Source organism: Rhodanobacter sp. IGA1.0 (assembly GCF_040208325.1).
Classification (GTDB): domain Bacteria; phylum Pseudomonadota; class Gammaproteobacteria; order Xanthomonadales; family Rhodanobacteraceae; genus Rhodanobacter; species Rhodanobacter spathiphylli.
Map to the genome: position 1 here is coordinate 2,960,359 of NZ_CP157948.1, position 24,878 is coordinate 2,985,236.

Consider the following 24,878-nt stretch of genomic DNA (forward strand, 5'->3'; position numbering starts at 1 on the left):
CGGCAACTGGCCATTATCGGCGCTGACCGGCGGATTTCAACGTGCCGGACCGCTCATGGCGATGCGCGCGGGCGGGTAGTAGCCTCGTGACCGGAACCGGGCGTGACCGACCCGCCAGACGCCCGCGCGCCGGGATCGACGCATTGGCTATGGACGTATAGACGTCTATACGTCTATTGACGGTCACTACCTGCACCACTAGTCTGTGATTGCTGCACGGCAACATCCCCATCCGGAGAACCTCATGAGCAAGCGTACCCGTACGACCGCGTCGGCATGGCTTCCTGCCGCGGTGTTGCTGGCATTGGCCGGCAATGCCGCGGCGCAGGAAACACAGGCACCGGCACCCGCCAAGGCCCGCGACCTCAGTGCCGTGATCGTCACCGGCACCCGCGCCGACAACCGCACGGAAAGCAGCTCGCTGACCCCGATCGACGTGGTGTCGGCCAAGGTCCTGCAGCAGACCGGCACCAGCGAATTGTCCACAGCGCTGGCGCGCATCATTCCCTCGCTGAATTTCCCGCGCCCGGCCGCCGCCGACTCGGCCGACACGCAGCGTCCCGCCCAGCTGCGCGGCCTGTCGCCCGACGAAGTGCTGGTGCTGGTGAACGGCAAGCGCTGGCATCCGGGCGCCATCCTGCTCAACAACGGCGTGATCGGCCGCGGCTCGCAGCCGGTGGATCTGAACACCATCCCGATGTCCGCCATCGACCACATCGAGGTCTTGCGCGACGGCGCGTCCGCCCAGTACGGCTCGGACGCGATCGCCGGCGTCATCAACGTCATCCTGAAACAGGGCGCCAAGGGCGGCGACGTGCAGGTCACTGGCGGCCAGTACTCCGCGGGCGACGGCAGGCAGTGGCAGGGCTCGGCCAACTTCGGCATCCCGCTGGGCGGCGACAAGGGCTGGCTGCGGCTTGCACTGCAGAGTGGCAACCAGGATCACACCAACCGCGCCGGGCCGGACAATCGCCCCGGCTTCCCGCAGCTGGGCGTGAACTTCCGCCAGGGCGACCCGGACGTGCATGACAACAACCTGCTGCTGAATGCGCAGTACGACATCACCCCGGACGTGCAGCTTTACAGCTTCGGGCACTACGGTCGCCGCCAGAGCACGTCACCCGCGTTCTTCCGCTATGGCACCAATTCGCCCAAACCGAACAATGCACTGATCGGCCAGGTGTATCCGGACGGCTTCCTGCCGCTCGAACATGCCGACTCCACCGACACCTCGCTGGTGGCGGGCCTGCGTGGCAAGATCGGCGGCTGGCGCTGGGATCTGAGCGGCAACTACGGTCGCAACCGGGTTTCCTACGAAACACGCAACAGCACCAACTACGCCTACCTCAACGACTTAGGCAGCGCGCCCAGCGTCTTCAGCGACGGCATCCTCAGCGCCGAGCAGCAGAGCCTGGATCTCGACGTCGCCAAGGACATCCAGGCGGGCTGGCTGCCCAATTCGCTCACGGTGGCGTTCGGTGCCCAGTACCTGCGGCAGACCTACGCCATCGATGCCGGCTCGCTGCCGTCCTGGTACGTGGGCACCTCCGGCGTCTCCGGCGGCGCACAGGGCTTTGCCGGCTGGCAACCGGCGAACGCGGTGGACGCCTCCCGCCACGACGTGGCCGCCTACCTCGACCTCGAAACCAACCTCACCGACCGGCTTGGGGTGGCGGCTGCGGTGCGGCATGAGCATTACAACGACTTCGGCAACACCACGTCCGGCTCGCTGTCGGGTCGCTTCGACTTCACCGACAGCTTCGCCATCCGCGGCAGCGCCTCCACCGGCTTCCGCGCGCCCTCGCTGGGGCAGGAGTATTTCTCGCAGATCTCCTCGCTGTTCTACGGCGCCGGCAGTCTGCCGGGCCTGCCGGCAGGCATCTACAACCGGGGACTGGTACCGGTCGGCAGCCAGATCGCCCAGTTGCTGGGTGCCGAAGCGCTGAAGCCCGAGAAGTCCAGGAACTACACGCTGGGCACGGTGTGGAGCCCCACCGATGCGCTGACCCTCAGCCTGGACGTGTACCAGATCAACATCCGCGACCGCGTGGCGCTGTCCGGCGCGATCTCGACCACCACCCCCGCGGTGGTCAGCTACCTGGCCGCCAACGGCATCAGCGATCTCGGCTACAGCAGCGTCAACTACTTCACCAACGCGGCGGACACGCGCACCCGTGGCGTCGATTTCGTGGGCAGCTACCTGGCCGACCTCGGCAACGCGGGCACCCTGGCCACCACGCTCAGCGCGAACTACAACCAGAACACGGTCACCGACGTGAAGCCGAACCCGGCGGTGCTGGACAACCTGGGCGTCAGCTTCGTCCGCCTGAACCGCCAGGACATCCAGGGATACCTGGGCAATTCCAGCCCGCGCAGCAAGCTCATCCTCAACGAGCAATACAACGTGGGCAACTGGGGCGTGACCGGCACGCTGACACGCTATGGCCGTTACACCAGCTATGTCAGCAGCCTGGCCAGCTACAACCCGAACGCCACGCCGCCGGTGATCGACCAGACCTTCACACCCAAGTGGGTGCTCGACCTGGCGGTGAACTACAACCTCCATGACTGGACCTTCACCGTGGGCGCGGACAACGCGCTCGACGCCCATCCGGACAGGAACATCGCCAACAACACCAACAACGGCACCCTGCCCTACTCGACCTTCTCGCCGTTCGGCTACAACGGCGCCTACGTCTACGGCAAGGTGCGTTACAGCTGGCAGTGAGCGAACGCGGCACCGCCACGGCAACACGCAGCCCCGGTTCGCCCGGGGCTGCGTCCCGGCCCCATCGCTCTCGACCGACTTCGTTGACCGCCCGAGGCCTCCATCCCGGCGTCGCCACCCCGACAGCTCCCGCACGGCCGGGCTGCCCTGTCGTCCCCGCCGCCAGGCATTGACGGGTTTGCCCTACACCACCTGCCGTCCGCGCTGACAGCCGGCCCGGGGCCGCCCCCGGATAATCGCCGCACAGGGTGCCGCCCTGCACCGGGGAGTGCACCCGTGCAGGGACCGCTTGACAAGGCCAATCCCGCACGACCAGCATCCGGCGTGATCGCGCAACGGCAAACGCCTGCGCCGCCCGCGACACTCGGCAGCCGGAATCCAGGGGGATTGCGGGGGGACTGCACCCTGGCACGACACCACACCCGTACTTTCGCCGCGGCATCGCGCGTCGATCGGACGGGTATCACGCCAATGACTGGAGGGGACTTGATGAAACTCGCAAACCACACGGGCCTGCTGGGCGCAGCGCTGGCCCTGGCATTGACCGCAGGCGGTGCCGCCATGGCCCGCGAAGCGCCGACGATGACCGTCGCCGTGATCGACTTCACCAACCAGACCAGCTCGGCCAGCTGGTGGAACGGCGACGTCGGCAACCAGCTGGCCGATGTGCTCAGCAACGAACTGAGCGCCACCGGCGACTTCAAGGTGATCGAGCGACAGAAGATCGACGCCGTGCTCGCCGAGCAGGATCTCGCCGCCTCCTCACGCATGCGTCCGGGCAGCACGCCGCACACCGGCAACATCACCGGCGCACAGTACCTGGTCACCGGCAGCGTTGCCGCTTACACCGAAGACACGTCCAAGACGGGCGGCGGCCTCAACATCGCGGGCTTCCGCGTGGGCGGCGGCAAATCCCAGGCTTACGTGGCGATCGATCTGCGCGTGATCGACGCGGAAACGTCCGAAGTGGTGTACTCGCGCACGGTCGAGGGCAACAGCTCCGGCGGCGGGGTCAGCCTCAGCGGCTTCACCCATGGCGTGGGCGGTGACTTCGGCCACTCGAAGAAGACGCCGGCCAGCAAGGCCGTGCGCGCTGCGCTGATCGAGGCCACCGATTATCTGGATTGCGTGATGGTCAAGCGCGACGGCTGCGAGGCCCGCTACCAGCAGAAGGAACAGCGCCGCCGCGACAACGACAAGAAGGTACTCGACCTCGAGTGAGTCCGGGCGAAGGCCGCTCGGCACCAAAGGCAGCCTCGCAAAAACAGCAGGGCCATCCATCCAGGATGGCCCTGTTTCGTTCAGGCGGAGCCGGGCTGCCGCCGCCGCATCAGGACTTGCGAAACACCAGCTGCCCGCCCTCGGCGGACACCCCGACCGTATCGCCCGGCTGGAACTGTCCTTCCAGGATCTGCCTGGCCAGCGGATTCTCCAGCTGCTGCTGGATCGCCCGCTTCAGCGGCCGTGCGCCGTAGACCGGATCGAAGCCCACGTTGCCGAGCAGCGCCAGCGCATCGTCCGCCACGCCGAGCTTCAGCTGACGCTCGGCCAGTCGCCGCTCCAGATACTGCAGCTGGATCTTCGCGATGGCGCGGATCTGCGCCTTGTCCAGCGGACGGAACACCACGATCTCGTCGAGCCGGTTGATGAACTCGGGACGGAAGTGCGCCTGCACCACGCCCATCACCGAGGCCTTCATCTGGGTGTACTGCTCCTCCGCGTCGCCGCCGCTTTCCGCCGCGTCCTGGATCATCTGCGAGCCCAGGTTCGAGGTCATCACGATGACGGTGTTGCGGAAGTCCACGGTGCGGCCCTGGCCGTCGGTGAGGCGGCCGTCGTCGAGTACCTGCAGCAGGATGTTGAACACGTCCGGATGGGCCTTCTCCACCTCGTCCAGCAGGATCACGCTGTACGGCCGGCGGCGCACCGCCTCGGTGAGGTAGCCGCCTTCCTCGTAACCGACGTAGCCCGGAGGCGCACCGACCAGGCGCGAGACGGAGTGCTTCTCCATGAACTCGCTCATGTCGATGCGCACCATCGCGTCGGTGGTGTCGAACATGAATTCGGCCAGCGCCTTGCACAGTTCGGTCTTGCCCACGCCGGTGGGGCCCAGGAACAGGAACGAACCGTTCGGCCGGTTCGGATCGGACAGGCCGGCACGCGAGCGACGGATCGCGTCGGCCACCGCGTGCACCGCCTCGTCCTGGCCGACCACGCGCTTGTGCAGCTCGTCTTCCATCTTCAGCAGCTTGTCGCGCTCGCCTTCGAGCATCTTGCTGACCGGGATGCCGGTCCAGCGCGCCACCACCTCGGCGATTTCCTCGGCGGTGACCTTGGTCTGCACCAGCTTGAAATCCTGCGTCTCGGCGGCCTGCGCCGCGGCGAGCTGCTTTTCCAGTTCCGGCAGCTTGCCGTACTGGATCTCGCTCATCTTTGCGTAATCCTGCCGGCGCTGGGCGGATTCGAGCTCCTGGTGGGCCTGCTCGATCTGCTCCTTGACCCTGGTCGTGCCCTGCAGCGACGCCTTCTCGGACTTCCAGATCTCGTTGAGGTCGGAGAACTCGCGCTCGAGCTTGTCGATGTCGGTTTCCAGATCGGCCAGGCGCTGCTTCGACTCGCTGTCCTTCTCCTTCTTCAGCATCTCGCGCTGGATCTTCAGCTGGATCAGCCGCCGTTCGAGACGGTCGAGCTCCTCCGGCTTGGAGTCGATCTCCATGCGGATGCGGCTGGCCGCCTCGTCCATCAGGTCGATCGCCTTGTCCGGCAGCTGGCGGTCGGCGATGTAGCGATTGGACAAGGTGGCGGCGGCGACGATCGCCGGGTCGGTGATCTCCACGCCGTGATGCACCGCGTAACGCTCCTTCAGGCCGCGCAGGATCGCGATGGTGTCCTCGACACTGGGCTCGCCCACGAACACTTTCTGGAAGCGCCGCTCCAGGGCGGCATCCTTCTCGATGTACTTGCGGTATTCATCGAGCGTGGTGGCGCCGATGCAGTGCAACTCGCCGCGCGCAAGCGCCGGCTTGAGCATGTTGCCGGCATCCATCGCGCCCTCGCCCTTGCCGGCGCCGACCATGGTGTGCAACTCGTCGATGAACAGGATGATCTGGCCCTCGTTCTTGGCGAGGTCGTTGAGCACCGCCTTCAGCCGCTCCTCGAACTCGCCGCGGAACTTCGCGCCGGCGATCAGCGCGCCCATGTCCAGCGCCAGCACGCGGCGGTCGCGCAGGCCCTCGGGCACCTCGCCCTTGATGATGCGCTGGGCCAGGCCCTCGACGATCGCGGTCTTGCCCACGCCGGGTTCGCCGATCAATACCGGATTGTTCTTGGTGCGCCGCTGCAGCACCTGGATGGTGCGGCGGATTTCCTCGTCGCGACCGATCACCGGATCGAGCTTGTTGCGCTCGGCGCGCTCGGTGAGGTCGATGCAGTATTTCTCCAGCGCCTGACGCTGCTCCTCGGCGTTCTCGCTCTGCACCTTCTCGCCGCCCCGCAGCTTGTCGATCGCCGCTTCGAGGTTGGCCTTGGTCGCGCCGGCCGCCTTCAGCGCCGCGCCCAGTTCGCCCTTGTCCTCCAGCGCCGCCAGCACGAACAGTTCGCTGGCGATGAACTGGTCGCCGCGCTGCTGGGCCAGCTTGTCGGTGAGGTTGAGCAGGCGATTGAGGTCGTTGCCGAGGTTGATGTTGCCTTCCTGTCCGCTGACCCGCGGCAGGCGCTCGAGCATCTCGTTCACCCGCTGCGTGAACATCGGCACGTTGACCTGGGCCTGGGTCAGCAGCGGCGCCGTGGAGCCGCCCTGCTGGCCCAGCAGCGCCGCCATCACGTGCACCGGCTCAAGCATGTTGTTGTCGCGGCCCACGGCCAGCGATTGCGCGTCGGCCAGCGCCTGCTGGAACCGCGAGGTGAGTTTGTCCATCCGCATGTCGAAGATCCCCGAGGCTGGTTTGGCGGTGCATCCGCCACTGACGCAAAAATGCGGACGGCGCAGCCCGATTCAAGCTGGGCCGTCCACGGCGATGACCTGACCGGCATGCCCAGCTTTTCACATTCGGCTTGTTACGGTGGATGCGATGTCGACTCCACGCCCCTCCACCACACCGACGCGCCCGGTCCTGCCGGCTCCCCCGCTTCCCGCCGCCGGCGCCGGCTGGGCGCTGCTGTTCGACGTCGACGGGACCTTGCTCGATTTTGCCGACGACCCCGGTTCGGTGCGGGTCAGCCCCGCCCTGCTGGCCCTGCTCCACGACGTGCATGCGGCAACCGAGGGCGCGATGGCCCTGGTCAGCGGACGCGAACTGGACGACCTCGACCGGCTCTTCGAGCGCCCGCGCTGGGCGGCGATCGGCCTGCACGGGCTGGAGCTGCGCCAGGCCAGCGGCAGCTTTCGCCGCGTCATCGTGCCGCAGTCCGGGCAGGATCACATGCACCGCGAGGTGCGCGCCTTGGCGGCGCGATTCGAGGGCGTGCAGGTGGAAGACAAGCAGCTGGCGGTCGCCTTGCACTGTCGCCGCGCGCCGGAGCAGCTGGCCCGCCTGCACGGCGCCGCCTCCGAACTGATGGCGCGCCTGCCCGGCTACGAGTTGCAGCCCGGCCACCAGGTGCTGGAATTCAAGCCGGCGGGCATGGACAAGGGACGGGCGGTGACGGAGCTGCTGCAGCGCGCGCCGTTTGCCGGCCGCACCCCGGTCTACCTCGGTGACGACCTCACCGACGAGCACGCTTTCGACGCGGTCAATCGTCGTGGCGGCTTCAGCATCCGCATTGGCGAGCGCGAACCCAGCGCCGCCCATTTCACCCTGCCCGGCCCGGCCGCCACCGAGGCCTGGCTGACCCGCGTCCTGCACGCACTGACGCACGGAGCCCCTACCCATGCCCGACTTCCCCACGGAGGCCCTGCACGCCAGCCTTGAGCTTGGCGTGATCGGCAACGGCAGCGTTGCCGCGCTTATCGACCCGCATGCGCGCATCGTGTGGTGCTGCCTGCCACGCTTCGATGCCGACGCCAGTTTCTGCAGCCTGCTTTCGCCCACCAGCGGGGGTGGCGACTGGGCGATCGAGCTGGAGGACTTCGATCACGTCGAACAGTTCTACCTGGCCAACACCGCGGTACTGGTGACCCGCCTGTTCGACCGCCACGGCGGTGCCATCGAGATCACTGACTTCGCGCCGCGACATCGACTGAACGGCCGCTTCTATCACCCGGAGATGCTGGTGCGCCGGGTCGCGCCCATCGCGGGTTCGCCACGCATCCGCGTGCGCTTGCGCCCGCTGTGCGAGTACGGCGCACGTGCGCCGGCCACCACCGCAGGCAGCAACCACATCCGCTACCTGCTCAGCGACGTGGTGCAGCGCCTGACCACCGATATCGCACCGCTTCTGGTCGAACGCCAGCTGCCGTTCGGGCTCGACCGGCCGGCCCACTTCGTGTTCGGCCCCGACGAGACCCTCGACACGAACGTGGCCGACTTCGTCCACCTGGCACTGGAACGGACGCTGGACTACTGGCGCGAGTGGGCCCGCTACCTGTCGATTCCCTACGAATGGCAGGAAGCGGTGATCCGCGCCGCGATCACCCTGAAGCTCTGCCAGTACGAAGCCACCGGTGCGATCGTGGCGGCGCTGACCACGTCGATACCCGAATCGGCCGGCAGCGCGCGCAACTGGGATTACCGCTACTGCTGGCTGCGCGACGCCGCCTTCACCGTGCGCGCACTGAACCGCCTCGGCGCGACCCGCACGATGGAGGAGTACATCCGCTACACCTTCAACCTGGTCGCCCAGCTCGATGAAGGCGAACTCGGCCCGGTGTTCGGCATCACCTTCGAGAGCGAGCTGCCCGAGCGCCAGGTGGAGACGCTCGCCGGCTACCGCGGCATGGGCCCGGTACGGGTGGGCAACGATGCGTGGCGGCAGCGCCAGAACGATGTCTACGGCTCGGTGGTGCTCGCCTCGACCCAGCTGTTCTTCGACCGTCGGCTGGAACATCGCGGCGACGAAGTGACCTTTCGCCGGCTCGAGCGGATGGGCGAGATGGCGCTGCGGGTGGCCGAACAGCCTGACGCCGGGCTGTGGGAATATCGCGGCCGGGCAGCCGTCCACACCTACTCGGCGGCGATGTGCTGGGCGGCCTGCGACCGGCTGGCGCATATCGCCACCGAGCTGGGGCTGGCCGAGCGCGCGCGCTACTGGCACGATGAGGCCGTGCAATTGCACGGACGCATCGAGGCTCGCGCCTGGAACGAAAAGCTCGGCCACTTCGTCGACGCCTACGATGGCGAGCACCTGGACGCCAGCCTGCTGCTGCTGGCCGACATCGGCTTCATCGAGGCTGCCGATCCGCGCTTCGTGGCCACGGTCGACGCGATCGGCGTGGCACTGGGCCGTGGCGACTACCTGTTCCGCTACATCGCCCCGGATGATTTCGGCGCGCCGGAAACCAGCTTCAACATCTGCACGTTCTGGTACATCGAGGCGCTGGCCGCCACCGGACGCAGGGAACGGGCACGGGCGCTGTTCGAGCACATGCTGAAACAGCGGAACGTACTGGGCCTGCTGTCGGAGGACCTCGCCCCGGCCACCGGCGAACACTGGGGCAACTACCCGCAGACGTATTCCCTGGTCGGCCTGATCCAGGCGGCGATGCGCCTGTCGCGGCGCTGGGAGGAGGCCCTGTGATGACGGCGCGCAAGGCTGGCGGCCGGCTGGTGGTCGTTTCCAACCGGGTGGCGCTGCCGCGCCAGGGCGCGCCCGGCGGGCTGGCATCGGCGCTGCAGGCGGCGCTCGACGAGCATGGTGGCCTGTGGTTCGGCTGGAGCGGCAAGGTGGCCGGCGAGACGGCCGCGGAACTGCATCAGCAGCAGGAGGGCAAGATCGACTACGCCACCATCGATCTTTCCCGCACCGACCATGACGATTTCTACACCGGCTTCGCCAACGGCGCGCTGTGGCCGCTGCTGCACTACCGGCCCGACGTGGTCGACTACCGGCGCAGCCACCTGGCCGGCTACCTGCGCGTCAACGAGGTGTTCGCGGAAAAACTGCAGCAGCTGCTCAAGCCGGACGATGTCATCTGGGTGCACGACTACCACCTGATCCCGCTCGCCTCGATGCTGCGGGCCCGGGGCGTGCACAACCGCATCGGATTCTTCCTGCACACGCCACTGCCCGCCGCCGGCCTGCTGATCGCCCTGCCGAATCACCGCGAGCTGCTGGAAACCCTGGCCAGCTACGACCTGGTCGGCGTGCACACCCGCCGCGACCTGCGCGCGCTGGAAGACTATTTCCTGCATGAAGCCGGCGCGGTGATGCGCCTGGCCGGGCGCATGCGCATGCCGAACGGCCGCCAGTTCCGCGCCGGTGCGTTCCCGATCAGCATCGACACCCGGGGCATCGCCGACGTGGCGGCCAAGGCGGCCTCGATCCGCGAGATCACCCAGCTGCAACACAGCCTCGAAGGACGCGCGCTGATCATCGGCGTGGATCGGCTGGACTACTCCAAGGGCCTGCCGCAACGATTCGAGGGTTATGCGCGGCTGCTGGAGCGCCATCCCGAACTGCACCAGCAGGTGACCTTCCTGCAGATCGCGCCACCCTCGCGCGGCGCCGTGCTGGAGTATCGCGCGATCCGCCACGAACTCGAGCGCAGCGCCGGCCACATCAACGGGAAGTACGCCACGCCCGACTGGGCGCCGATCCGCTACATCAACAAGTCGTTTCCGCACCGATTGCTGGCCGGCTATTACCGCAGCGCCCGGGTCGGCCTGGTGACGCCGCTGCGCGACGGCATGAACCTGGTGGCCAAGGAATACGTGGCCTGCCAGGACCCGGCCGATCCCGGCGTGCTGGTGCTGTCCCGCTTCGCCGGCGCCGCGCTGGAACTGGAAGACGCCCTGCTGGTGAACCCCGCCGACACCGAGGAAGTCGCCGACGCGCTGGCACTGGCCCTGAAGATGCCGCTGGCCGAGCGTCGCCGCCGCTGGGAGGCGATGATGGACGTGCTGCGCACCAACGACATCACGCTGTGGCGCAGGAATTTTCTGGGCACGCTGCGCGCCTAGCGATCAGCTGCGGTCGAGCCAGACCAGGCTGGCGAAGCGCCCGCTGCGCGCGCCGTCGCGACGGTACGAGTAGAACCGCGCATCGGCGAAGGTGTCGAACCCGCCGCCGTGGATGCGTGCCACGCCGGCCGCGGCCAGCCGCTGGCGCGCCAGGCCGGCCAGGTCGCACAGCCAGTGGCCGGGCCGCGTCGCCACGAAGCATCCGGCCGCGGCCGCATCGTGCGCCACGAAGGCGGCGCGCACTTCGGCCCCCACCTCGTACGAGGCGGCGCCGATGCACGGCCCCAGCCATGCCAGCAGTCGCGACGACGGCATGATCATCTGGCCCAGCGTGGCCTCCAGCACGCCGCCGGCCAGGCCACGCCAGCCCGCGTGGGCGGCGCCGATCTCGCTGCCATCCTCGGCACAGAACAGCACCGGCAGACAGTCGGCGGTGAGGATCGAAAGCACGGTGCCGGGGATGTGCGAAACCGCCGCGTCCGCCTGGGGTTCGGCCTTGCCGGGCAGCGGCCCCAGCTCGGCGACCTCGCAGCCGTGCACCTGCTGCAGCCAGCGCGGCTCGGCCGGCAGGCGCAGCGACTGCAGCAAGGCGCTGCGGTTGGCAGTCACCGCGTCGGCGGCGTCGCCGCTGCGCAAGCCCAGATTGAAGCGATCGAACGGCGGCGCCGAGAGGCCGGGACCAAGCCGGGTGGTGATCGCGGCCCGCACCTGGGGTGGCGCGGGCCAATCAGGGAAGATCCAGCTTTCAGTCATCGGGCCGGGTATCGGGAAACGGGGGAGCCATGAAGCATCGCATACTCGCCGCCCCCGTTCCCGCGGCTGCTCAATAGTGCTCCGACCCGTGCACGGCCAGATCCTCCCGCAAGGCCTCGATCAGCTGGCGCTGGTCAGCGGGACGTTCGGCGCTGAAGGACATGTCCTCGCCCGTGGCCGGGTGGATGAAGGACAGCTTTTCGGCGTGCAGTGCCTGCCGGCGAAAACCGCGCAAGGTGGCGATCAGTTCCGCGCTGGCTCCCCTGGGCAGCTTCAGGCCGCCGCCGTAAAGCGGATCGCCGATCAGCGGGTGGCCGATATGCGCCATGTGCACCCGGATCTGGTGGGTGCGGCCGGTCTCCAGCTGGCATTGCAGCAGGCTGTGGGCGCGGAAGCGCTCGCGCAGCCGGTAATGGGTGACCGCCCGCTTGCCGTCTTCCTCGTCGCGCACCGCCTGGCGCAGCCGGTCACCCATGCTGCGGCCGATCGGTTCGTCCACCGTGCCGCCGGCCACCATCGTGCCCAGCACCACCGCCTCGTACTGGCGCTCCACCTCGTGCCGCGACAGCAGATCGACCAGCGCGGTGTAGGTGGGCAGGGTCCTGGCCACCACCATCAGGCCGGAAGTGTCCTTGTCCAGCCGATGCACGATGCCCGCACGGGGCAGCTCGGCCAGCTTCGGATCATGGTGCAGCAGGCCGTTGAGCAGGGTTCCCACCGGATTGCCCGCGCCCGGATGGACGACCAGCCCGGCCGGCTTGTCCAGCACCAGCAGGTGCTCGTCCTCGTGCACGATCTCCAGCGCCATCGCCTCGGGGGCGCTCGACACCTCGTTCTCCAGTTCCACCTCCAGCCGCACCAGTTCGCCGCCCCGCAGCAGCTGTCGCGCCGCCACCTGCGCACCGTCGAGACTGACCGCGCCGGACTTGATCCAGCCGCTGAGCCGCGAGCGCGAGTAGTCGGGGAACATCTCGGCCAAAGCCTGGTCGAACCTGCGTCCTGCCGCAGTCAGCGGGACCTGTGCCTCGTGCCGGATCGTGGTCATGCGGGCATCCGCGGGGGACGGCCGGTTTCGGCTATCATGCCTGTTCGCTCAAACATCTGAATTCCTTCCTTATGCGCCCAACAATCGACTCGCCGAAGCTGCCGATGTCCAAAATGACCGTGATGAAATTGCTCGTGCTGCTGGTGGCCGCGATGTCGATGAGCGCATGCTCGATGTTCAAGTCGAAGCAGAACATCGACACGATGCCGCTGGAGGCGCTGTACGACAACGCGCACAACTCGCTGGAAAACGCAGATTACGCTGCGGCCACCAAGGCTTACCAGCGCCTGATCGCCCGCTTCCCGTCCGGCGAGTACAACGAACAGGCCCAGCTGGACCTGGCCTACTCGCAGTACAAGGACAACCAGCCCGATGATGCCCTGTCGACGGTGAACCGCTTCATCAAGACCTATCCGGCCAACAAACACGTCGATTATGCCTATTACCTGCGCGGTCTGATCAATTTCGATCGCACCGGCACCGTGCTGGAGCGCTGGTTCCCCCGCTCGGACAAGGATTCGCGCCGCGACCAGGGCTACAACCTGCAGTCGTTCGACGACTTTTCCGAGCTGTCGCGTCGTTTCCCGGACAGCGCCTATACCGCCGATGCCCGCCAGCGGATGATCTACCTGCGCAACATCCTGGCCCAGTACGAGATCAACGTGGCCGAGTTCTACCTGCGCAACAAGGCGTACGTCGCCTCCGCCGACCGTGCCCAGTACGTGGTCGAGCATTACCAGCAGGCGCCGCAGACCGGCGACGCCCTGGCCATCCTCACCCGCAGCTACCTGGCGCTGGACCAGAAGGCGCTGGCCGAGCAGAGCCGCCAGGTGCTGGCCATGAACTACCCGAATCACCCCTACCTCACCGACGCCAAGTGGCCGCATGCACCGTCCACCCTGCGCAAGATGGTGCCGTTCTCGGGCCATCACTGAGTCGAGGCGAATGCAGCAGGAAAGCCGGCGAGCGATCGCCGGCTTTTTCATGCCCGCTCAATGCCAGCCGGAAGTGATCGGATAACGTCGTTCGCGCCCAAACGCGCGGGTGGTCACGCGGGGCCCCGGAGCGGATTGCCGGCGCTTGAACTCGTTCAGCAGCACCAGCCGCACCACCCGGCGCACCGTCTCGGCCGCAAAGCCCTGCGCCACGATCTCCGCCTGCGACTGCTCGCGCTCGATGAAACGCTCGAGGATCGCGTCCAGTTCGTCATAGGCCGGCAGCGAGTCCTGGTCGGTCTGGTTGTCGCGCAACTCGGCGGAGGGCGGGCGTTCGATGACCTCGGGGGGAATGGTCCAGGAGCGGGAAACAGGGAACGGGGAACGGGGAACATCGGCGGTGATGCGATCCGGGACAACCCGGCTGGAATCCGCACCCGAAGCGCGTCCGCCAGATAGTCCCGGATAGCTCACGTTCCCCGTTCCCCGCCCCCTGTTCCCCGCCTCATTGCGCCACCGGGCCAGCCGATACACCACGGTCTTGTAGACATCCTTCAGCGGTGCATAGGCACCGCACATGTCGCCGTACAAGGTGGCGTAGCCCACCGCCATCTCGCTCTTGTTGCCGGTGGCCAGCAGCAGCCGGCCATGCTTGTTGCTCAGCGCCATCAGCATCACGCCGCGGGTGCGCGACTGCAGGTTTTCCTCGGTGGTGTCCGCGGGCTTGCCGGCGAACGCGGGAGTCAGCGCGTCAACGAACGAGCGGTAGGTCGGTTCGATGTCGATCACGTGATAGTCGACGCCGAGTTTCTCCGCCTGCACGCGCGCGCCGTCCAGCGACAGCTGCGAGGTGTAGCGCGTGGGCATCATCACCGCGGTGACACGGTCGGCGCCCAGCGCGTCCACCGCCAGTGCCAGGGTCAGCGCCGAGTCGATGCCGCCGGACAACCCCAGCAGCACGCCGGCAAAGCGGTTCTTGTCGATGTAGTCGCGGGTGCCGCGCACCAGGGCGGCGTACAGCGTGGCCTCCGGTGATTCGTCGACCACGGCCGGCCAGTCCTGCGCCGCAAGCGTGCGCATGGCCGGATCGAATTCCGCCCACAGCAGCGCATCGACGAAAGCCGGGGCGCGCGCGGCAATCGAGCCGTCGCCATTGACCAGCATCGAACTGCCGTCGTAGACCACCTCGTCCTGCCCGCCCACCAGGTTCAGGTAGGCGATCGCGCAACCGGTTTCCCGCGCCCGCGCCTGCAGCACCGCCTCGCGCTCCACCTGCTTGCGCGCGTCCCACGGCGAGGCGTTGATCACCACGATCAGCTCGGCGCCCGCGGCGGCGGCCTGCGCCGCCGGCTCGGCTTGCCACACGTCCTCGCAGATCAGCAGGCCGACGCAGATGCCCTCGATCACCATGGTGGTCGAGGCATGACCCGGGCGGAAGTAGCGCTTGTCGTCAAACACGCCGTAATTCGGCAGCGCCTGCTTGTGCGCGGTGCACTCGACCCGGCCGTCACGCAGCACGCTGGCCGCGTTGAACACCTCGCCCTCGCTGTGCGGATGACCGACCAGGGCGGCGACGCCGTGGGTCGCTGTCGCCAGCGCCGCCAGCTCGCTGTCGCAGGCGGCGAGGAAACTCGGCCGCAGCAGCAGATCCTCGGGCGGATAGCCGCTCAGGGTCAGCTCGGGAAACGCCACCAGTGCGGCGCCGCCAGCGCGTGCGCTGGCGATGAGCTCGCCGACCCTGGCGGCGTTCGCCGCCACCGCACCGACCGAAAAATCGTGTTGGGCCAGTGCCAGACGCAGCCTTGCCATGTAGCGTGTGCTCCTGAAATGACGAAGGCCGCGACATGGGTCGCGGCCTTCGCATTTTAGAGCAGTCGGTACTGACTTACTTCATCAGCTTCGCGAGCGTCTTGCCCAGGTCGGCCGGCGACTTCACCGTGGTGACGCCGGCCTTCTCCAGCGCGGCGAACTTCGCCGCGGCGGTGCCCTTGCCGCCGGAGATGATCGCGCCGGCATGGCCCATGCGCTTGCCGGCCGGGGCCGAGGCGCCGGCGATGAACGAGACCACCGGCTTCTTGACGTATTCGCCGATGAACTCGGCGGCGTCTTCCTCGGCACTGCCGCCGATCTCGCCGACCATGATGATGCCTTCGGTCTGCGGATCGTCCTGGAACAGCTTCAGGCAGTCGATGAAGTTGAGGCCGTTGATCGGGTCGCCGCCGATGCCGATCACCGTGCTCTGGCCGAGGCCTTCGTTGGTGGTCTGGAACACCGCCTCATAGGTCAGCGTGCCGGAGCGCGAGACCACGCCGACCCGGCCCTTGCTGTGGATGTGACCGGGCATGATGCCGATCTTGCATTCGCCGGGGGTGATGATGCCGGGGCAGTTCGGCCCGATCAGCACGATCTCCGGATGCTGCTGCAGCACGTTCTTCACGCGCAGCATGTCCAGCACCGGGATGCCTTCGGTGATCGCCACGATGGTCTTGATGCCCGCGTCGATCGCCTCGAGGATCGAGTCGGCCGCGAACGGCGGCGGCACGAAGATGACGGAGGCGTCGGCGCCGGTTTCCAGCACCGCTTCATCGACCGAGTTGAACACCGGCAGGCCGATGTGCTCGGAACCGCCCTTGCCCGGGGTCACGCCACCGACAACCTTGGTGCCGTAGTCGATGCACTGCTGTGCATGGAAGGTGCCTTGCTGGCCGGTGAAGCCCTGCACCAGCACCTTGGTGTCTTTGTTTACGAGAACGCTCATGTTTCGATTGCTCCTCAGGCCTTGGCCGCAGCCACGGCTTTCTGCGCCGCGTCGTTGAGATCATCCGCCGGCGTGATCGCCAGGCCGGAGTTGGCCAGCAATTCGCGGCCCTGATCGACATTGGTGCCCTGCAGGCGCACCACCACGGGAATCTTCAGGCCCACTTCCTTGACCGCGGCGATGATGCCCTCGGCGATCATGTCGCAGCGGACGATGCCGCCGAAGATGTTGACCAGGATGCAGTTGACCTTGTCCGAGGAGGTGATCAGCTTGAACGCCTCGGTCACCCGCTCCTTGGTGGCGCCGCCGCCCACGTCGAGGAAGTTGGCCGGCTCGCCGCCCGCCAGCTTGATCACGTCCATGGTGGCCATCGCCAGACCGGCGCCGTTGACCATGCAGCCGATGTTGCCGTCCATCGTCACGTAGTTGAGGTTGCTCTGCTGCGCGGCGGCTTCGGCGGCGTCTTCCTGGGTCAGGTCGCGCATCGCGGCCAGGTTCGGGTGACGGTATTCGGCGTTGTCGTCGGAGTTGACCTTGCCATCCAGCGCGGCCAGGTTGCCGTCTTCCAGCACGGCCAGCGGGTTCAGCTCGACCAGGGCCAGGTCCTGCTCGTTGAACAGCTTGTACAGGCCCAGCATGATCTTGGTCAGCTGGTTGACCTGCTTGTTGTTGAGGTCCATCGCGAAACCGAGCTGGCGGCACTGGTACGGCTGCAGCCCTTCGACGAAGTCGACCACGATGGTGTGGATGTCTTCGGGGGTCTCTTTCGCCACCTGCTCGATGTCCACGCCGCCGTGCTTGGAGGCGATGAACGAGACGGCCTTGGAATCGCGATCGACCAGGATCGACAGGTACAGCTCGCGGGCGATGTCGGTCGCGTCGGTCACCAGCACCAGGTTCACCGGCAGCGCGCGGCCGGCCGACTGGTAGGTTTCCATGTGGGTGCCCAGCATGCCCTTGGCGGCGGCGCGCACGTCGTCGAAGCTGCGGCAGAACTTGACGCCGCCGGACTTGCCGCGGCCGCCGGCGTGGATCTGCGCCTTGACCATCCACTGGGAACCGCCGAGCGCCTTGGCGGCATCGACGGCGGCGTCGGGGGAGTTGGCGACCTTGCCCGGCGGCACGGCAATGCCGTACTGCGCGAACAGTTCTTTGGCCTGGTATTCGTGGAAATTCATTCGATACCTCGAGCGAACGGAAAAACGATGGCGGCCGCACGCGTGTCGTGATGCGTGGGTCAGGAAGGTCGGACGGCGGAGGAGTGCGCTGCCGGAGGCAGTGCGCCTGCCGGATGGAACCGGGCATACCGCGCCATGCGGCCGCCCATTTTCGCGGAAGCCGGCCCCGATGGAAAGGGCCGCCTGCCCGAAACGGCCGCGCGGCGCGCTCCCATGCGCTTTCGCGGTGGCTCACAGCGCCGATCAGCCCGTCTATACTCGCCCGGAATCGCCAGGGAGTAGCCCAAGTGCCCAACAGCGCCCCGTTCGTCGCCACCCCTGCCGCCACTGCGACGATTCGCCACGAGCTGTCGTTCCTCAACGCGTTCCGGGTGGTGCAGGCACTGGTCTACGCGGGCCTGGCCTTCAGTCCGCCGGGGCTGGGCTGGCCGCAACTGAACGCCCCCGACCTCGCCCATGGCATGGTCACCCTGTATCTGGTGTTCGCCCTGGTCATGCTGCTGTTGAACCGGCGCAGCATGCCCCACGCCCTGGTGGTGGTGGGTGCAACGCTGGTGGTGGACATCGCCGTGGCGGTGATGGCGATCGCCGCCATGCACGACGCCCGCATCGGCATCGCGATGATGCTGGCGGTGAACCTCAGTGCCGGCGCCCTGATCCTGCCGCTGCGACTGTCCAGCTTCTTCGCCGCGCTGGCCACGCTGGGCATTCTGGGCCACACCTTTTTCGGCGATTCGGCGAGCAATCCCGGCGACCGGGACCTGCTGGAGGCAGGGCTGTTCGGCCTGGCCTATTTCGCCACCACCAGCCTGTGCAACGTGCTGGGCCGCCAGCTGCGCGCCACCGAGGCGCTGGCCGAGCAGCGCAGCACCGACCTGGCCAACCTGGCCCAGGTCAACGAGCTGATCATCCGTCGCATGAAGACCGGCGTGCTGCTGGTCGACGATGCCAACCGCATCCACCAGATCAACGAGTCCGCCTGGATGCTGATGGGCAACCCCGGCGCCGACCAGCGCGACCTGGGCCAGCTGGCGCCGGAGCTGTCGCGCCGCCTGTACCACTGGATGACCTCGGGCAAGCTGGACGAGACCGCCACCCAGCTCGCCGACGGCGTGCCCGAGGTGGTGCCGCGCTTCACCCGGCTGGCGCCGAACGACGACTCCCACGTGCTGATCTTCCTCGACGACACCTCGCTGCTGTCGCGGCGCGCCGAGGAGCTCACGCTGACTTCGCTGGGCCGGCTGTCCGCCTCGATCGCGCACGAGATCCGCAACCCGCTGGCGGCGATCCGCTACTCGGCGCAGCTGCTGGCCGAATCGGACAGCATGGATGCCACCGACCAGCGCATGGTGGAGATCATCAACAACCACTGCATCCGGCTCAACGAGATCATCGAGAACATCCTGCAGCTGTCGCGCCGCGAGCGCTCGCGGCCGGAAACGCTGGACCTGGGCCACTGGGCCCAGGCCTTCGTCGAGGAGTACGTGCAGGGCAACGACCTGGGCGCCGATTCGCTGCGGGCGATCGCCAGCAGCGGCACGCCGGTGGCTGCGGTGGCCGACCCGCAGCAGTTGCAGCAGGTGGTGTGGAACCTGGTGCAGAACGCGCTGCGCTACGGCCGCCTGCCCGGCGAGCCGGCGCGGGTGATGGTGGTGACCCGCCAGGGCGAACACGGCGTGCCGATCCTGGAAGTGATCGACCGCGGCCCCGGCATCGCGCCCAAGGTGGCCGCGCAGATCTTCGAGCCGTTCTACACCACCCACGAATACGGCACCGGGCTGGGCCTGTATCTCGCGCGACAGATGAGCGATGCGAACCAGGCGGCGCTGGAGTACGTGCGGGTGGCCGGTGGCGGCAGCTGCTTCCGGCTGGTGCTGACGCCGCCGGCCCGCAGCCCGGCGGAAACCAGCGAGGTGGCGCAGACCGCCACGCGTTGACCTTTTGCCCCGCCCTAGTACCCTTCAACAGCCTGCTTCGGGAAACATGGATCTCCTATGACCGCACAGACCGTACTGGTCATCGACGATGAACGCGACATTCGCGAGCTGCTGACGATCACGCTGGGCCGCATGGACCTGCAGGTCGACGCAGTGGGTACGGTCGGCGATGCACGCCGCGCCCTGGCCGAGCGCACGTACGATCTCTGCTTCACCGACATGCGCCTTCCCGACGGCAACGGACAGGAAGTGATCGAGCTGATCGCCAGCGAACATCCGGACATGCCGGTGGCGATGATCACTGCCTATGGCAACGTCGACGCCGCAGTCAACGCACTGAAGGCCGGTGCCTTCGACTTCGTCTCCAAGCCGGTCGACATCCAGATGCTGCGCGGACTGGTCCGCACCGCCCTGCGCCTGGCCGAGGAAAAGCGCAACGGCGGCGCGACTGCCGCGCCCGGCGATGGCGGCAACCGGTTGATCGGCGATTCGGCGGCGATGCAGCAGGTGCGCGCCACCATCGGCAAGCTCGCGCGCAACCAGGCGCCGGTCTACATCGCCGGCGAATCCGGCGTGGGCAAGGAACTGGTTGCCCGGCTGATCCACGAGCAGGGTCCCCGTGCCAGCGGCCCGTTCGTGCCGGTCAACTGCGGCGCGATTCCGTCCGAACTGATGGAAAGCGAGTTCTTCGGCCATCGCAAGGGCAGCTTCACCGGCGCCAGCGCCGACAAGGAAGGCCTGTTCCAGGCCGCCCAGGGCGGCACGCTGTTCCTCGACGAGGTGGCCGAGCTGCCGCTGCACATGCAGGTGAAACTGCTGCGCGCCATCCAGGAAAAGGCGGTACGCCCGATCGGCGGCCGCGACGAGATCCCGGTCGATGTGCGCATCCTCTCGGCCACCCACAAGAACCTGGGCCAGCTGGTCGAGCAGGGCCAGTTCCGCCAGGACCTGTTCTACCGCATCAACGTGATCGAACTGCGCGTACCGCCGCTGCGCGAGCGCCGTGGCGACGTGCCGCAGCTGTCGGCCTTCATCCTCAAGGCGCTGGCCGGCAAGAGCGGCGAGCCGGTGGGTCAGCTGGCGCCGGCCGCACGCGATGCACTGGCCGCCTACGACTTCCCCGGCAACGTGCGCGAGCTGGAGAACGTGCTCGAACGCGCGATGGCGATGTGCGACGGCCACACCATCGAGGCGGTCGACCTGATGCTGCCCCAGCGCAGCGCCCGCGTCGGCACCGAGCCACTGGCCGGCACCACCACGGCGACGGCGGCCACCCCGGTCCCCGCTGCCGCGGGCGCGGATGGCGGCCTGGACGACTACATCAGCAACCTCGAGCGGACCGCGATCGTCAAGGCGCTGGAAGAATCCCGGTACAACAAGACCGCGGCCGCCCGCAAACTCGGCATCACCTTCCGCGCGCTGCGCTACAAGCTCAAGAAGCTGGGTATCGACTGAAGGCTGGAGACCGCGCGAGCGCGCCCGGTGCGCGATGAACCCGCGCGTTGCGCGGGTTCGCTCCGCAAACGTTTCCGCAAGCGCCACTCACGAGCACGGGAACCGCGACCGGCGGACGCGCTCAAGCGGTGCCGGAGCTTGCCGCATTGAGCGCCTTGCGCAGGCTGCGCAGCAACACCTGGGTGGTGACCGGCTTCTCGACCAGGTGCAGGTGTTGCAGCGGCGGCAGTTCCTGCATGTCCGGCACCGCGCCCGGACGGGTCAGCAGGATCACCGGGCCGGCATAGCCCTGATCGATCAGCGCCGACAGCGTGCGCACGCCGGTGAACAGGTTCATGTCCGCATCCAGCACCACCAGGTCGGGCAGGCCGCCAGCCTCGATCCACTGCAATGCCGCCGTACCGCTCTGGCTGGCGTGCGCCTGGTAGCCATAGGCGTCCAGCGTGTCGGCCAGAAGGGACAACTGGCCAGCCTCCTCCACCACCACCAGGACCCGCTCGGCCGCGCCTTCCAGCTCGTCGTCGTCCCCGGCGCCCAATGCGTCGGACACGACTTCCTCCAGCGGGATATACAGGTCGAAGCGGGTGCCGCGGCCCGGCTCGCTCTCCACCCGCATCACGCCGCCGTGGCTGCCCACGATGCGCTTGCATGACAGCAGCCCGAGGCCGGTGCCGGTTTCCTTGGTGGTGAAGAACGGCTCGAACATGTGCTCCAGCACGGCCGGCTCCATGCCCGGTCCGTCATCCTTCACGCTGATGCACAGGTAGCGTCCATTGCGCGGCTGCTCCTCGGGCAGGAAGAAGTCATCGTCCAGCGTGGTCTGCGACGTCTCGATGTGCAGCTTGCCGCCATCGGGCATCGCCTGGATCGCATTCAGGCAAAGATTGAGCAGGCATTGCTGCAGCTCGGTGTGATTGCCCTCGAACGACAGTTCCGGGTCGTCGATGACCAGTTCCATCGCCACGCTGCGGGGCACGCTGCCCTGCATCAGCAGATCGAACGCGCTGAACAGGGTGCCCAGCTTCACCTGCTCCGCGCGACGGGCGCCGCGGGCGAACGACAGCATCGAGTGCACCATGTCCAGCCCGCGCCGGCCGCAATCGCGCACCAGCTTGCCCAGTCGTGCCAGGCGCGGATCGTCCTGGTAGTCCTGCAGGCTGTCGCCGGCCAGCAACAGGGGTTGCAACAGGTTGCGCAGGTCGTGGCTGAGGCCGCCGGCCAGCATCGCCAGGCTCTCGAAGCGCTGCGCCCGGATCAGCTCCGACTCGGCGCGACGATTGGCCCGATGCGCCTCCGCCTCGTCCAGCGCGCGCCGCACCGCGCTCGCCAGCCGCGCCGGATTCTGCTTCAGGATGTAATCCGTCGCGCCGTTGCGCAGCGCACCGATCGCCGCCTCCTCGCCCAGCGTCGCCGAAACGAAGATGAAGGGGGTGTCCTCGTCGCGCTGACGCAGCAGCTCCAGCGCACGCATGCCGGAAAACCCGGGCATGCTCAGATCGGACAGCACGATGTCCGGGCGGAATTCTTCGAGCGCCGCAAGATAGCGCTCCTCGTCGTCGACCAGGCGCACCTCGTAGGCGATCGCGTCGGCGTCGAGCTCGGCCAGCACCAGCTCGGCATCGAGCTCGCTGTCCTCGACCTGCAGGATGCGCACGGTCGGCATGTTTCGCTGCTGCCGGTTTGGCATGGTGTTCCTCGTTCCTTTCCTTGCCCTGACATCGCGACGGCCGTTCGGCCGTCACGGGGGTATCGCTCCACGGTTTCGTTCAGCCGTTTTCCGGCGCCTGGTTCAACAGGGCCCAGAACTGGCCCAGCGTGCGCACCGCATCGAAAAACTGGTCGACGTCGACCGGCTTGATCACGTAGGCGTTGGCGCCAAGATCCCAACTGCGCGCCAGGTCGCTTTCCTCGCGCGACGAGGACAGGATCACCACCGGGATGCGTCGCACCCGCTCGTCGGCGCGCATCGCGGTCAGCACGTCCAGCCCGTTCATCCGGGGCATCTTGATGTCCAGCAGCACCACCGCCGGGTTGCCCGGTTCGCGCCCGGCCCACGCGCCGCGCTGGAACAGATAGTCCATGCATTCCACGCCGTCCTCGACGTGCACCACCGGGTTGGCCAGATGCGCCTCGCCCAGTGCATCCATCGCCATCTCGGCGTCCGCCATGCTGTCTTCGACCAGAAGAATCGTGCGCAGGTCTTTCCTGTTCATGCTTCACTCCCGGTGCTTGCGCCTGCCGCGTCGGTAGCCGGCAGGGAAAAATGAAAATGGGCGCCCTGGCCTGGCTCGGCCTCGGCCCAGACCCGGCCACCGTGGCGGGCCACGATGCGCCGCACGTTGGCCAGCCCGATGCCGTTGCCCGGAAACTCCGAAGCGCGATGCAGGCGCTGGAACACGCCAAACAGCTTGTCCGCGTACTGCATGTCGAAGCCCGCGCCGTTGTCGCTCACGGTGAATTCGTAATTGCCGTGGCGCCCCTGCCGCACGCTCACCTCGATCTTCGCCACCTCGCACTGCCCGGTGTATTTCACCGCATTGCCAAGCAGGTTCTGCCACACCGTGCGCAACATGTTCTCGTCACCGATCACCATCGGCAACGGCGCGATCGTCCACACGATGCGCCGCCCCTCGGTGCCCGACTCGGCCAGCGCGCGGGCCTCGTCGACCAGCGACTGCATGTCCACCCCCTGCAGCCGCAAGGCGCCGCGGCCGAGTCGCGAGAACACCAGCAGGTCGTCGATCAGCAGCGCCATGCGCTGCGCCGAGTCGCCGATGACGGCCAGATAATGCGCCGATTTCTCGTCGATGCGCTCGCCCAGTTGCTGCTCCAGCTTGCGCGCAAAACCGGCGATGTGGCGCAGCGGCGCGCGCAGGTCGTGGGAAACCGAATAGCTGAACGCCTCCAGCTCGCGGTTGACATCGGAAATCTGGGTGACCTTGCCCTCGAGCTGGCGGTTGAGCTCGTTCACCTGGTGCTCGGCCAGCGCACGGGTGGTGACGTCGCTGACCGTCAGCAGCAGCGCCGGCACGTCGCTGTCCTGCTGCTGCAGGCGCCGCGCATTGATCACCACGTTCCGCTCCATGCCGTCGGCGGTGCGCTGGATCATGTCGTAGTCCCACAGTTCGCGGTCACGCAGCAGCACGTCGTTCAGGCGCTGCAGCAGCACGCTGTCGCGCCACGCGCCGCCGCCGATCTCGGTCAACGGCACGGCGCTTTCCGCCGGGTCCAGTCCGTACAGTTCGCCGAAGGCATTGTTGACCAGCAGCGACTTGAGATTGCCGTCGAACAGCGCGATCGGCTCGCGCACGGCCTGGAAGATCATCCGCGAGCGCTGCACGGCCCGCCCTTCGCGACTCTCCGCCAGCCGGCGCTGGCCGATCTGCCGCTCCGACATCCACACGATCACGGCAAGCAGGAACAGCTGCGCCAGCGCGGTCACCGCAAGCACCACGCGACCGTCCGCGGCCTTCTCCCGCGCAGCCGCCTGGCGACTGGCGAGCAGGCCGTCTTCCGTGTGCACGATTTCGTCGATTTCCGCGCTGACCCCGAACAGATCGCCGGCACTGCGCAGCGACTGCCGCGCGCCTTCGACATCGCCGCGGGCAATTCTTGCCCGGGCTTCCTTCATCAGGACGATGCGACCGGTCAGCGCATTGTCGAGCGCGCCGATCAGCGCCTGCTGGTCCGGGTTGTCCCGCGTCATCGCCCGCAACTGGCGGATCAACGCGGGAATCTGCTGGTCGGCGGCCAGCGCACGCCGTTGCGTCGGCTGGTCGGCATCACCGGCCAGCAGGCGATAACTGGCGCTCTCGCCATCGCGCGCCAGATACGCCAGCTGATAGGTCACCGCCTTGATCTCGCTGGAATGGGCGACCCACGCGGCCGCCCGCTGCGTGTCCTCGATGCTGGTCCGGGTCACCGCATAGGGCAGCGCCACGATGACCAGTACGGCCAGCAGCAGGCCGGCCGTGCGCCAGCGCGGAAGTGCACTTTCTTTCATCCGGCCAGCAACCTCGATCGACCGCCACC

At 67.7% G+C, this 24,878-nt stretch carries 17 protein-coding genes; 8 read left to right on the forward strand and 9 right to left on the reverse strand.

Annotated features, from left to right (window positions below; translation table 11 throughout):
- Positions 1-244: 244 nt before the first annotated feature.
- Entirely contained in the window at positions 245-2,728 is a 2,484-nt protein-coding gene (locus ABNK63_RS13430) for a TonB-dependent receptor (RefSeq protein WP_350015905.1), read from the forward strand.
- Between the two features lie 489 nt (positions 2,729-3,217).
- Positions 3,218-3,949 (forward strand): CsgG/HfaB family protein, encoded by a 732-nt coding sequence (locus tag ABNK63_RS13435; protein ID WP_007808388.1) that lies wholly within the window; start codon positions 3,218-3,220, stop codon positions 3,947-3,949.
- Between the two features lie 109 nt (positions 3,950-4,058).
- On the opposite strand, the gene clpB is transcribed toward ABNK63_RS13435, so the two are convergent.
- Positions 4,059-6,650 (reverse strand): ATP-dependent chaperone ClpB, encoded by a 2,592-nt coding sequence (clpB, locus tag ABNK63_RS13440; RefSeq protein ID WP_350015906.1) that lies wholly within the window; start codon positions 6,648-6,650, stop codon positions 4,059-4,061.
- A 148-nt stretch (positions 6,651-6,798) separates the two neighbouring features.
- Here clpB and otsB point away from each other — a divergent pair, with 148 nt between their 5' ends.
- Genes otsB through otsA form a run of 3 tightly spaced genes read left to right on the forward strand, consistent with a single transcriptional unit; the run spans position 6,799 to position 10,785 of the window.
- Positions 6,799-7,638, forward strand: coding sequence for a trehalose-phosphatase (otsB, locus tag ABNK63_RS13445; RefSeq protein WP_350015907.1), 840 nt, complete (start codon positions 6,799-6,801; stop codon positions 7,636-7,638).
- Positions 7,598-9,403 (forward strand): glycoside hydrolase family 15 protein, encoded by a 1,806-nt coding sequence (locus ABNK63_RS13450; protein WP_350015908.1) that lies wholly within the window; start codon positions 7,598-7,600, stop codon positions 9,401-9,403. The genes otsB and ABNK63_RS13450 overlap by 41 nt, the downstream gene beginning before the upstream one ends.
- The gene (gene otsA, locus ABNK63_RS13455; protein WP_350015909.1) at positions 9,403-10,785 is read left to right on the forward strand and encodes an alpha,alpha-trehalose-phosphate synthase (UDP-forming); all 1,383 of its coding nucleotides are present in this window, start codon (positions 9,403-9,405) and stop codon (positions 10,783-10,785) included. The genes ABNK63_RS13450 and otsA overlap by 1 nt, the downstream gene beginning before the upstream one ends.
- Before the next feature lie 3 nt (positions 10,786-10,788).
- On the opposite strand, the gene pgeF is transcribed toward otsA, so the two are convergent.
- Complete coding sequence (gene pgeF / locus ABNK63_RS13460; RefSeq protein ID WP_350015910.1) at positions 10,789-11,538, reverse strand: peptidoglycan editing factor PgeF; 750 nt, start codon at positions 11,536-11,538, stop codon at positions 10,789-10,791.
- A 70-nt stretch (positions 11,539-11,608) separates the two neighbouring features.
- A complete protein-coding gene (rluD, locus tag ABNK63_RS13465) occupies positions 11,609-12,583 on the reverse strand; it encodes a 23S rRNA pseudouridine(1911/1915/1917) synthase RluD (protein WP_007808378.1) in 975 nt (324 codons plus the stop codon).
- Positions 12,584-12,687: 104 nt separating this feature from the next.
- On the opposite strand from rluD, the gene ABNK63_RS13470 reads away from it, so the two are divergent.
- The gene (locus tag ABNK63_RS13470) at positions 12,688-13,518 is read left to right on the forward strand and encodes an outer membrane protein assembly factor BamD (protein WP_157582180.1); all 831 of its coding nucleotides are present in this window, start codon (positions 12,688-12,690) and stop codon (positions 13,516-13,518) included.
- A 57-nt stretch (positions 13,519-13,575) separates the two neighbouring features.
- Here the strand turns inward: ABNK63_RS13470 and ABNK63_RS13475 are convergent, their stop codons facing one another.
- The 3 genes from ABNK63_RS13475 to sucC all read right to left on the reverse strand — a co-directional run bounded on the left by ABNK63_RS13475 (position 13,576) and on the right by sucC (position 17,454).
- A complete protein-coding gene (locus tag ABNK63_RS13475; protein ID WP_350015911.1) occupies positions 13,576-15,327 on the reverse strand; it encodes an NAD+ synthase in 1,752 nt (583 codons plus the stop codon).
- A 76-nt stretch (positions 15,328-15,403) separates the two neighbouring features.
- Positions 15,404-16,276 carry a succinate--CoA ligase subunit alpha gene (gene sucD, locus ABNK63_RS13480; RefSeq protein ID WP_007808373.1) on the reverse strand — a complete coding sequence of 291 codons (873 nt, stop codon included), beginning with the start codon at positions 16,274-16,276 and terminating at the stop codon, positions 15,404-15,406.
- A gap of 14 nt (positions 16,277-16,290) precedes the next feature.
- A complete protein-coding gene (sucC, locus tag ABNK63_RS13485) occupies positions 16,291-17,454 on the reverse strand; it encodes an ADP-forming succinate--CoA ligase subunit beta (RefSeq protein ID WP_007808372.1) in 1,164 nt (387 codons plus the stop codon).
- Positions 17,455-17,741: 287 nt separating this feature from the next.
- Here sucC and ABNK63_RS13490 point away from each other — a divergent pair, with 287 nt between their 5' ends.
- Together ABNK63_RS13490 and ABNK63_RS13495 are read left to right on the forward strand one after the other, a co-directional pair.
- Positions 17,742-19,391 carry a HAMP domain-containing sensor histidine kinase gene (locus tag ABNK63_RS13490; RefSeq protein WP_007808370.1) on the forward strand — a complete coding sequence of 550 codons (1,650 nt, stop codon included), beginning with the start codon at positions 17,742-17,744 and terminating at the stop codon, positions 19,389-19,391.
- 57 nt (positions 19,392-19,448) lie between these two features.
- Complete coding sequence (locus ABNK63_RS13495; RefSeq protein ID WP_007808368.1) at positions 19,449-20,846, forward strand: sigma-54 dependent transcriptional regulator; 1,398 nt, start codon at positions 19,449-19,451, stop codon at positions 20,844-20,846.
- 121 nt (positions 20,847-20,967) lie between these two features.
- Here the strand turns inward: ABNK63_RS13495 and ABNK63_RS13500 are convergent, their stop codons facing one another.
- The 3 genes from ABNK63_RS13500 to ABNK63_RS13510 form a co-directional block, all read right to left on the reverse strand.
- Positions 20,968-22,509: a response regulator gene (locus ABNK63_RS13500; protein ID WP_350015912.1), complete on the reverse strand. Its 1,542-nt coding sequence runs from the start codon at positions 22,507-22,509 to the stop codon at positions 20,968-20,970.
- Between the two features lie 103 nt (positions 22,510-22,612).
- Positions 22,613-23,059, reverse strand: coding sequence for a response regulator (locus tag ABNK63_RS13505; protein WP_007808365.1), 447 nt, complete (start codon positions 23,057-23,059; stop codon positions 22,613-22,615).
- Positions 23,056-24,849 (reverse strand): ATP-binding protein, encoded by a 1,794-nt coding sequence (locus ABNK63_RS13510; RefSeq protein ID WP_350015913.1) that lies wholly within the window; start codon positions 24,847-24,849, stop codon positions 23,056-23,058. The genes ABNK63_RS13505 and ABNK63_RS13510 overlap by 4 nt, the downstream gene beginning before the upstream one ends.
- Positions 24,850-24,878: the final 29 nt, after the last annotated feature.

Bases quoted from the DNA above. Each gene is read 5' to 3' on its own strand.
- ABNK63_RS13470 (WP_157582180.1), top strand. From the start codon at position 12,688: ATGTCCAAAATGACCGTGATGAAATTGCTCGTGCTGCTGGTGGCCGCG.
- ABNK63_RS13505 (WP_007808365.1), bottom strand. From the start codon at position 23,059: ATGAACAGGAAAGACCTGCGCACGATTCTTCTGGTCGAAGACAGCATG.
- clpB (WP_350015906.1), bottom strand. From the start codon at position 6,650: ATGCGGATGGACAAACTCACCTCGCGGTTCCAGCAGGCGCTGGCCGAC.
- ABNK63_RS13475 (WP_350015911.1), bottom strand. From the start codon at position 15,327: ATGGCAAGGCTGCGTCTGGCACTGGCCCAACACGATTTTTCGGTCGGT.
- rluD (WP_007808378.1), bottom strand. From the start codon at position 12,583: ATGACCACGATCCGGCACGAGGCACAGGTCCCGCTGACTGCGGCAGGA.
- ABNK63_RS13510 (WP_350015913.1), bottom strand. From the start codon at position 24,849: ATGAAAGAAAGTGCACTTCCGCGCTGGCGCACGGCCGGCCTGCTGCTG.
- ABNK63_RS13495 (WP_007808368.1), top strand. From the start codon at position 19,449: ATGACCGCACAGACCGTACTGGTCATCGACGATGAACGCGACATTCGC.
- otsB (WP_350015907.1), top strand. From the start codon at position 6,799: ATGTCGACTCCACGCCCCTCCACCACACCGACGCGCCCGGTCCTGCCG.
- sucD (WP_007808373.1), bottom strand. From the start codon at position 16,276: ATGAGCGTTCTCGTAAACAAAGACACCAAGGTGCTGGTGCAGGGCTTC.
- ABNK63_RS13450 (WP_350015908.1), top strand. From the start codon at position 7,598: ATGCCCGACTTCCCCACGGAGGCCCTGCACGCCAGCCTTGAGCTTGGC.
- pgeF (WP_350015910.1), bottom strand. From the start codon at position 11,538: ATGACTGAAAGCTGGATCTTCCCTGATTGGCCCGCGCCACCCCAGGTG.
- ABNK63_RS13430 (WP_350015905.1), top strand. From the start codon at position 245: ATGAGCAAGCGTACCCGTACGACCGCGTCGGCATGGCTTCCTGCCGCG.
- sucC (WP_007808372.1), bottom strand. From the start codon at position 17,454: ATGAATTTCCACGAATACCAGGCCAAAGAACTGTTCGCGCAGTACGGC.
- ABNK63_RS13435 (WP_007808388.1), top strand. From the start codon at position 3,218: ATGAAACTCGCAAACCACACGGGCCTGCTGGGCGCAGCGCTGGCCCTG.
- ABNK63_RS13500 (WP_350015912.1), bottom strand. From the start codon at position 22,509: ATGCCGACCGTGCGCATCCTGCAGGTCGAGGACAGCGAGCTCGATGCC.
- otsA (WP_350015909.1), top strand. From the start codon at position 9,403: ATGACGGCGCGCAAGGCTGGCGGCCGGCTGGTGGTCGTTTCCAACCGG.